This is a genomic window from uncultured Thiodictyon sp. (assembly GCF_903828115.1).
GTDB lineage: Bacteria > Pseudomonadota > Gammaproteobacteria > Chromatiales > Chromatiaceae > Thiodictyon.
The window spans coordinates 1-7,042 of the sequence record NZ_CAIKKU010000385.1 but is presented as its reverse complement, the minus strand read 5'-3'; the positions used below and the strand labels follow the sequence as shown (position 1 = coordinate 7,042).

Below are 7,042 nucleotides of genomic sequence, written 5' to 3'. Positions count from 1 at the left end.
CTGCGTCAGGAGATCAGCAATCGAGCCAAGTATTACTTCTTCGATACTGGCATCCGCAATGCTCTCATCGCCCAGTTCAACGACCTGGATCAGCGGAACGATGTGGGCCAACTTTGGGAGAACTTCTTCTTCACCGAGCGTATGAAGCACCGCGCTTACGCCGGGATCTACGCCAACGCCTACTTCTGGCGCACTTATGACCAACAGGAGATTGACCTGGTCGAGGAACGCGAGGGAAAGCTGTTCGGCTACAAGTGCAAGTGGTCGCCCCGGAAGGTCGTATCAGCGCCGCGAAGCTGGCTCAGCAGCTACGCGGATGCCGAGTTCTCAGTGACTACCCCGGAGAATTACCTGGACTTCTTGACGTAAGCGGTCATGGAGCATGGGCGACTGAAGGCTTCAGGCCGCTGATGACCTTAACGGCAAGTTCGCCCGCCTCGCTAATTTGCGGATAATCACTCTCGTGCTATACTTCACACTGCGTCTTCACGTAGAATAGCCATTCCTTCTCGGAATTGTTGTGCTATTTCATTGCAGGCGTTCTTCCTCCTATCGAGCCGTCTTTGATCACACATCGCAAAGGAGATCGTTATGTCCGAACCAACTCGTTCCGCCCTTGCATCCCCGCCCGCACGTCATGCCCGCAGTCTGCTGGTCTTCCTGCTGCCGGCCTTCACAGCTTTCGTAGTGCTGTCACTGGCCTTTTCACCCAGCACCACCGCGCAGCAACCAGCGGCTGATCCTGCGCAAATGGCCGCGCAACAAGCGGCCGCGCCGTCGACCATCGTGACGGTCACTTTGCCGATGTACGCCGGCGCCTGGGTGGATGAAGAACGTCCCACAACCCACCCGACCGGCAACTTCTCGGTGGGGAAGGTTCCCCCATCCGGCCGTCTGACGCCTCTCTATCAGCACTGGACGCTGCTCGAATTCGATTTCAGCAGCCTGCCCGAAGACACGCTCGTGCAGCAGGCCACGCTGCGCGGCTATCGGGTGGGCGCCAGCGGCCAGGACCCGACGAACGTCGCCGCGGCGTCGTGCAACACTGCCTGGGATGCGACCAGAGTCACCTGGAACACGCGGCCGACGCTGACCGGGACGATTCCGCCGGCCAACGTCGCGCACACCCCGTTGTGGCAGTGGCAAGACCTCGATGTGACCATCATCGTCCAGGACTGGTTTTCCCGGCTCGCCAGCAGCATCCCCGGTGATCGGGCATCGAGCATAGATAGCGTGGGACGGCACAGTCTGGCCCTCGTCGGGCAGAACCTCTCGGCCAGCGCCGTGCAGTTCAGCAGCGGCCGCGGCCTGACGCCTGAGCTGGAGGTCGTCTACTCGACGAACCGGCCGACCGCCACGCCGACCCCGACGCGCACGCGCACCCTGACGCCGACGATCACCCGAACCCCGACCAAGACCGCGACGCCGACTCACACGCCCACCCGCACGGCTACAGCAACGACAACGACAACGACCAGGGCGGCGTACCCGGGATCTCGGTCACCACATCAGTTCTGATCGCACCCGACGTGATCCAGGCATACCACGCAATGGCCGTTAGGCGATACACTCCGCCGCCGGGGGGCCGACCCTGCCCGGCACCGCCCCCGGCCGCTCCCTCAGCCACCCGCAGGCCAGTCCCAACACGACCCGAACCGGAGTAACCATGAGCACGAACGAGACCGCCACCACCGCCGCTGCCGCCGCGACGGCCAACGCGACCGCCATTGCCCGGGCGACCCCCATGAGGTACCTGGAAAAGGCCATGAACGGCCTGCACGACCTGGGGCTGGTGCCCACGGACGCCGACAAGCGGGTGGACCCGATCATCGCGCTCCTGAACCAGATCTCCGACCTCGACGAGGCGCGGGTGACCGCCATCGCCCGCACCCTGGACCAGTCGTCGCTCTTCAACGAGGTGGTCCGCAAGCAGGTGGCGGCCATGAGCATCGGCAGCCGCTACGAGGACATCACCAATGCCTTCAACAGCATCCGTGACGATGCCAAGACCATGGTGGACCAGATCGCGGACGGCAAGCTCGACAGCTTCGAGCGCCTGGGCAATGTCTGGATGAAGGTCACCCGCGGCGATATCGCCAGCCGTTTCGACAAGATCAAGGGCACCTATCAGGAGGTCACCGCCGCGACCGCCGACCAGATCGGGCGCGAGCAGCGGATCCTGGAGGCCTATCAGGACTTCCGCGGTGCGCTCAAGCAGTCCGAGGTCCTGGGGCTGGAGGTGCTCAAGACCGCGCAGGTGCGGCTGGACGCGTGCAAGGTCGCGGTCCAGGAGGCGATGAAGGTGCTGGAGGCGGCCGGTTCCCAAGGGGTCCCGCAGGAGCCGGCGGAGCGGGCCCGCCTGGAACTGGCCCGGGACGAACAGGTGCGCGCCCTGCAACTGGAGGAGAAGCGCTATCAGATCGCGAAGGACCTGTCGGACAACCTGACGGTCTCCTACAACACCTCCGAGGTCGTGATGGCGCGCCTGGTCCAGACCACCAACGCCAAGGAGCGGGTCTATTCGCAGGCGGTCAGCTTCTTCAGCACCAACGAGGTGGTCCTGACCGCGCTCACGGCCTCCTTCACCGGCATGTTCGGCCTGCACGAGGCGACCCAGACGGTCGAGGCCATGAAGGACGGGGTCAGCAAGTCGCTGGAGGTCCTGGCGGACATGGGCGGCAAGGTCCAGGAGGCGGCGGTGCGCGCCGGCTATGGTCCGACCATCCGCGCCGATTCGGTCAAGAAGCTGGTGGATTCCGTGGTCTCCTGGCAGAGCAAGTCCTTTGAGATCATCGAGGAGATGCGCAAGGAAAGCACCCGCAACGCCAACGAGATCCGCGACGCGGTGGAGGACGGCAAGCGCAAGCTCGCGCGCCTGGCCCAGGAGGGCAAGGGCCTCGAGGTGGCGCTTAAGTCATGAGCGACACGGCGGCCATTCAGACCGGGGGGGCGGCCGGGACCAAGCCGCCGCTCGATGACGTGATGCTCGCCATGGACGTGGTGGATACGCTGCGACGGCGTGAGCGTATCGCCAACAACGAGCTCGACGACCAGGGCCGGGAGGAGGACCTGAAGGAGCGGCTGCGCAAGATCTACGCCGACCAGGGCCTGGAGGTCCCGGACCGCGTGATCGAGCAGGCCGTGGCGGCGCTCAAGGAGGGGCGCTTTACCTACCAGCCGCCGCCGCATACCCTCGGCACCCGGCTGGCGCGGGTCTATGTGCGGCGCGGTGCCGCGGGCAAGTGGCTGGGCGGGCTCGCCTTGGTTGGCGTGCTATTGTTCGGGCTGCACTATGTCTTCATCGCGGCCCCCGCCGCGGCGATCCCGAAGGACCTGGCGCGCGCCCACACGGAGGCGCTTGGGTTCGCCAAGACGGACCAGGCGCGCGAGACGATCGAGCGTTATTTCAACGCCGGTGAGGCCGCGCTGCGCAACGGGGACCAGGCGCGGGCCAAGGCGGCGCTCGCGGAGCTTGAGGCAGCGCGCGTCACCCTGGGGCAGGAGTACCTGGTGCGCATCGTCAACCGTCAGGGGGTGCAGTCCGGGGTCTTTCGCATCCCCGATATCAACACCGGGGCGCGCAACTACTATGTCGTGGTCGAGGCGGTGGACCCGTCCGGGCGGGTGCTCAAGGTGCCGATCGCCAACGAGGAGACCCGCACGACCGAGGCCGTCGACCTCTGGGCCCTGCGGGTGGACCAACGCACCTTTGAGGCGGTCAAGCGCGACAAGCAGGACGACGGCATCATCGAGCAGGACCGCTTCGGCTACAAACCCCGCGGCGAGTTGGTGCCACGGTATGAGATGAAGACTACCGGCGGGGCGATAACGAAGTGGTAGGTGGTCAGTAGCTCCGGCGTTGTCGTTGTCGTTGTCGTTGTCGTTGTCGTAATCGTAATCGTAATCGTAATCGTAATCGTATTCGTATTCGTATGCGGAGAAGCGATGCAATTCGGGTGCGAAAGAATCCGGGGCACTCCGATAACCTCGATTACGACAACGACAACGACAACGACAACGACGAGGCACTCTCTGACGGACTTGTCCTACTTATTAGTGAACCGTTCCTAATCCCAGGGAGATAGATATGGTTTCCGGCAGACAAACCCTGGCCACCATCGACCAGGCGGTGACACAGGCGCAGGCCCAGACGGCCACGGTCGAGGCGCAGATCGAGGCGGTCAATCGGCAACTGGCCGAGCAGCACCAGGCCCAGACCGCGGACTACCAGGCGTTGGCTCAGGTCCGCCTGGGCCTGCTCGCGGACGCCGCTATGGTCCAGCGCCTGGATGAGACGCAGCAGCAGGTAAAGGCGCTCCTGGCCCAGCGGGAGACGGCCCTGACCCAACTCCAGGGTCAACTCCAGGCGGCCGCAACCACGGAGCGCGCCCTGGTCGCGGAGCGCGCCGCCCAGGCCGCCGCGGTGGACGATGCCGCGGGGGCGCTCGACACGGCCGAGGTCCGGACCCAGGCGCGCCTGGAGGGCGACCCCGCCTATCAGGCCCAGCGCGAGCGCGCCCGCGAGACCGAGCGCCGGGCCGGGCAGTCCGCCGAGAAGGCGACCCGCAGCGCCGCGGAGCTGGAGCAGAAGGGGGCCTCTTACCGCGCCGACCCACTCTTCATGTACCTGTGGGAGCGCAAATTCGGCCAGCCCGGGTATCGCGCCTGGGGGCTCACGCGGTGGTTGGACGGCAAGGTCGCGCGGCTCATCGGCTTCGCCGAGGCGCGCGCCAACTATGACCGCTTGAGCGAGATCCCCGAGCGCCTGCGCGAACATGCGGACGGGCTCAAGGCCCAGGCCGAGAGCGAATTCGCGGTGCTGAAATCCCTGGACGAGGCCGCCTGGGCGGCGGATGGCCTCGCGACGCCCGCGGAGCGCCTGGCCGCGGAACAGGCCAAGCTCGACGCCATCGATCAGCGTATCGTCCAGGCCGCGTCGCAGCGCCAGGCGCTTCAGGTCCGCAAGGCGCTCTACGCGGTCGGCGAGGACGAGCACACCAAGGCCGCGGTCGCACTCCTGACCGGCGAACTCCAGCGCGATGACCTGATGGAACTGCGCCGGGCGGCCCTGGCCTCGCCCACCCCGGACGACGACCTGATCGTTGCCCGCCTGATGCAGCGCGACGACGAAGGCCGCCGCCTTGCGGCCTCCATCCAGGGCCTGCGCGAGACGCTCGCGGCGCAGCAGCAGCGCCTGGGCGAGGCCGAGGCCCTGCGCGCGGACTTCAAGACCAACCGCTATGACCGCGCCGGCTCCAGCTTCGGCGACGAGGCCATGATCGCCATGATGCTGGGTCAGTTCGTCAACGGCATCCTCGACCGTCGGCAGCTCTGGCGCGTGCTCCAGGAGCAGCAGCGCTATCGCCCGGAGCAGGCCGACCCCGGTTTCGGCTCCGGCGGCTTCGGCCGCGGCACCGTCTGGGGCGGCGGCGGTGCCGACCTGCGTGACCTGGGCGACATCGTCGGGCGGATGGGCGGGGGCGGGCGCGGCGGTTGGGGCGGCGGGGGCGGCGGGGGAGGCGGCGCAGGCAGCAGCGGTGGTGGCGGCGGGGGAGGGGGCTTCCGCACCGGCGGCGGGTTCTGATCCCGAACTGGAGGTCGAGGCTTCAGCCGGACGGGGCGCTGAAGGCGCACGGGCAATCCGCGGACCGGTGGCAGCACCCTCGCGCAATGCGGTAATCTGAGCGCGGTCCATCCACTCGGAATGCCAAGATGTCCAATCTCGCCGCGGTTCCCTTCATCACGCCCGACGACTATCTGGCCGGCGAGGCGCTCTCGCCGATCAAGCACGAGTATGTGGCGGGCGAGGTCTTCGCGATGGCCGGGGCGAGCGAGGAGCACGTCACCATCGCGCTCAATGTCGCCTCAATGTTCCGCGCCCATGTCCGCGGCGGCCCCTGTCGGGTCTACATCGCCGACATGAAGCTGCGCGTCGAGCAGGTGCAGGCCTTTTTCTATCCGGACGTGTTCGTCACCTGCGAGGCGGCGGACGCGGCCGAGGCGACCGTCAAGCGGCGCGCCCGGGTCGTCGTCGAGGTCCTCTCGGAGTCCACCGAGGCCTATGATCGGGGCGCCAAGTTCGCCGGCTACCGGCAACTGCCGACTCTGGAGGAATATGTGCTGATCGACTCGCGAAGCCGCTCGGTGGAGGTCTTCCGGCGCCATCCGGACGGCTGGATGCTGCACCCCGTACCCGACGACGGGCGGCTCGATCTCGCGACGCTGGAGTTCGACTGCACCCTGGACGCGATCTACGAGGACGTGCGCTTCGTCCCGACGGCGGACGCAGAGGACGCGGCCCCGTCGCGGTCGACCTGACTCAATATGCCGTTCGACCCCTATTGCGGAGTCTAAGATGTCAAATCTCGCCGAAGTCCCCTTCATCACGGTCGATGACTATCTGGCCGGCGAGGCGCTCTCGCCGATCAAACACGAATATGTCGGCGGCGAGGTCTTCGCGATGGCCGGGGCGAGCGAGGAGCACGTCACCATCGCGGGCAACATCTTCGCGCTGCTGCGCGCCCATGTCCGCGGCGGCCCCTGTCGGGTCTACATCGCCGACATGAAGCTGCGCGTCGAGCGGGTGCAGGCCTTTTTCTATCCGGACGTGTTCGTCACCTGCGAGGCGGCGGACGCGGCCGAGCCGACCGTCAAAGCGCGCGCCCGGGTCGTCGTCGAGGTCCTCTCCGAGTCCACCGAGGCTTATGACCGCGGCGCCAAGTTCGCCAGTTACCGGCAACTGCCGACCCTTGAGGAATACGTGCTGATCGACTCGCGGACGCGCTGCGTGGAGGTCTTCCGGCGCCATCCGGACGGCTGGATGCTGCACCCGGTACCCGACGACGGGCGGCTTAACCTCGCGACCCTGGAGTTCGATTGCACTCTGGACGCGATCTATGAGGACGTGCGCTTCGCACCGGCGGCGGGGGCATAAGGCTGATGCCTGGTATTTGGACCCGCAATCGCGCCGGGTTGGTGTCCGGCCGTCCCGCCTTGCATGATTGCGGCCGGCGGCGATCGGTCCGCACAGCGGACCCTACGG

The 7,042-nt window shown here is 66.7% G+C and carries 9 protein-coding genes; 8 read left to right on the top strand and 1 reads right to left on the bottom strand.

Translation table 11 applies throughout. The annotated features are described in order from the left end of the window. The 4 genes from QZY48_RS14085 to QZY48_RS14070 all read left to right on the top strand — a co-directional run. The coding region (locus QZY48_RS14085; protein ID WP_295431708.1) for a DUF4143 domain-containing protein at positions 1–369 on the top strand (369 nt) is incomplete at its 5' end. A gap of 222 nt (positions 370–591) precedes the next feature. Beyond that, positions 592–1,518: a DNRLRE domain-containing protein gene (locus QZY48_RS14080; protein ID WP_295431705.1), complete on the top strand. Its 927-nt coding sequence runs from the start codon at positions 592–594 to the stop codon at positions 1,516–1,518. Between the two features lie 148 nt (positions 1,519–1,666). Beyond that, a complete protein-coding gene (locus QZY48_RS14075) occupies positions 1,667–2,920 on the top strand; it encodes a cell surface protein (protein ID WP_295431702.1) in 1,254 nt (417 codons plus the stop codon). Next, entirely contained in the window at positions 2,917–3,840 is a 924-nt protein-coding gene (locus QZY48_RS14070; protein ID WP_295431699.1) for a DUF6384 family protein, read from the top strand. The genes QZY48_RS14075 and QZY48_RS14070 overlap by 4 nt, the downstream gene beginning before the upstream one ends. On the opposite strand, the gene QZY48_RS14065 is transcribed toward QZY48_RS14070, so the two are convergent. Beyond that, a complete protein-coding gene (locus QZY48_RS14065) occupies positions 3,768–3,977 on the bottom strand; it encodes a hypothetical protein (protein ID WP_295431696.1) in 210 nt (69 codons plus the stop codon). The genes QZY48_RS14070 and QZY48_RS14065 overlap by 73 nt on opposite strands. Between QZY48_RS14065 and QZY48_RS14060 the strand changes: the two genes are divergently transcribed. The 4 genes from QZY48_RS14060 to QZY48_RS14045 all read left to right on the top strand — a co-directional run bounded on the left by QZY48_RS14060 (position 3,946) and on the right by QZY48_RS14045 (position 6,934). Continuing rightward, complete coding sequence (locus QZY48_RS14060) at positions 3,946–4,071, top strand: hypothetical protein (protein ID WP_295431694.1); 126 nt, start codon at positions 3,946–3,948, stop codon at positions 4,069–4,071. The two genes, QZY48_RS14065 and QZY48_RS14060, sit on opposite strands and share 32 nt — an antisense overlap. Positions 4,072–4,087: 16 nt before the next feature. After that, positions 4,088–5,584: a hypothetical protein gene (locus QZY48_RS14055; protein WP_295431691.1), complete on the top strand. Its 1,497-nt coding sequence runs from the start codon at positions 4,088–4,090 to the stop codon at positions 5,582–5,584. A gap of 128 nt (positions 5,585–5,712) precedes the next feature. Next, positions 5,713–6,318 carry a Uma2 family endonuclease gene (locus tag QZY48_RS14050; RefSeq protein ID WP_295431688.1) on the top strand — a complete coding sequence of 202 codons (606 nt, stop codon included), beginning with the start codon at positions 5,713–5,715 and terminating at the stop codon, positions 6,316–6,318. Positions 6,319–6,355: 37 nt separating this feature from the next. Then, positions 6,356–6,934, top strand: a complete 579-nt coding sequence (locus QZY48_RS14045; RefSeq protein WP_295431686.1) for a Uma2 family endonuclease — start codon at positions 6,356–6,358, stop codon at positions 6,932–6,934. The last annotated feature ends 108 nt before the right edge of the window (positions 6,935–7,042 follow it).